The organism is Micromonospora sp. CPCC 205739, from assembly GCF_036906795.1.
Taxonomy (GTDB): domain Bacteria; phylum Actinomycetota; class Actinomycetes; order Mycobacteriales; family Micromonosporaceae; genus Micromonospora.
Genome location: NZ_JBAKHS010000050.1, coordinates 1 through 1,441 on the forward strand (window position 1 = coordinate 1; position 1,441 = coordinate 1,441).

Annotated in this window: 1 protein-coding gene; it reads left to right on the plus strand. The window is 67.5% G+C overall.

The genetic code is table 11. From position 1 onward, the window contains the following. Window positions 1-69: 69 nt before the first annotated feature. Complete coding sequence (locus V6U88_RS30090; protein ID WP_334458285.1) at window positions 70-1,311, plus strand: IS701 family transposase; 1,242 nt, start codon at window positions 70-72, stop codon at window positions 1,309-1,311. The last annotated feature ends 130 nt before the right edge of the window (window positions 1,312-1,441 follow it).

A 1,441-nucleotide genomic window follows, 5' to 3' on the forward strand; every position in this document is an offset into this window, starting at 1 on the left:
CTAGTAGTGCTTTGTTAGGTCGGCGTGTCGTTGGGGTGCTCGAAGTGGTCCGGGTAGTTCGATGTTGGGGTGACTCCTGACGAGCTTTCCGTTGTGCGGCAACGGCTTGAGGCGTTCGCCGCGGATGTGTTCACCCCGCTGCCCCGGTCGGATCAGCGGGCGAAGGGTGAGACGTATCTGCGGGGTCTGCTGCTGGATGGGCGGCGGAAGTCGATGCAGCCGATGGCGGATCGGCTCAGGGTGGATCATCAGGGGTTGCAGCAGTTCGTGACGACCTCGACGTGGGACACCACGGCGGTGCGGATGCGGCTGGCCCGCCGGGCGGTCGACGTGGTCAAGCCAACGGCATGGGTGGTCGATGACACGGGCTTCCCGAAGGACGGCAAGGGCTCACCGGGCGTGGCCAGGCAGTACTCGGGGACGTTGGGCAAGGTGGCGAACTGCCAGATCGGGGTGAGTGTTCACGCGGTCACCGACACCGCGTCGTGCCCTCTGGACTGGCGGCTGTATCTGCCGACGGCCTGGGACGACGACACTGTTGACGAGGCCGCCCGTCCCGGGGTGGCCGCGGCCCGGGCCCGCTGCGGCATCCCTGATGAGGAGCGCCATCGCCCGAAGTGGGCGCTGGTGGTGCAGATGCTCGACGAACTGATCGAGTTCGGGCTGCGACCGCCGCTGCTGGCCGCCGACGCCGGCTACGGGGACAACAGTCAGTTCCGCAGTGCCCTGGACGAACGCGGGATCGACTACATCATGCAGGTCAAAGGCGACGCCCTCGCCCATGAGCCAGACGTGCGGCCAGTCGAGCGGGTCTGGTCCGGGCGGGGCCGCCCACCGACGCGCACCGACCCCCGCTACCCGAAGACGGCGGTCAGCCTGGTCGAACTCGTCTGGGCCGCGGGACGCGCCGCCGCGGAAACGATCACCTGGCGGGAAGGCTCAAAAGGCACGATGACCTCCCAGTTCGTCTTCCTCCGGGTGCGTCCGGCCGGGCACCGCGTCGCCCGTGACGCCGACGGCCTCCTGCCCGAGCGGTGGCTGATCGCCCAATGGCCCGACGACCAAGCCGAGCCAGTCAAGTACTGGCTGTCCAGCCTTCCCGAAGCGACCAGCCACACCGACCTGGTCCGCTACGGCAAGATCCGCTGGCGGATCGAACACGACTACCGCGAACTGAAGACCGGCCTCGGCCTGGACCACTTCGAAGGCCGCTCCTGGACCGGCTGGCACCGCCACGTCACCCTCGTCACCGCCGCGCACCTGTTCATCACCGAACTACGCCTGGACCCAAAAGCGGCTGCGCCGGCCTGACCCTCTACAAGGTCATCCGCGAACTGCAACGACTCCTCGCGACCTGGACCGGCGCCTGCCTCACCTGCCACCAACCCGTGAAACCGTTACACCGCAACAAACGCCACCGAACCTAACAAAGCACTACTAG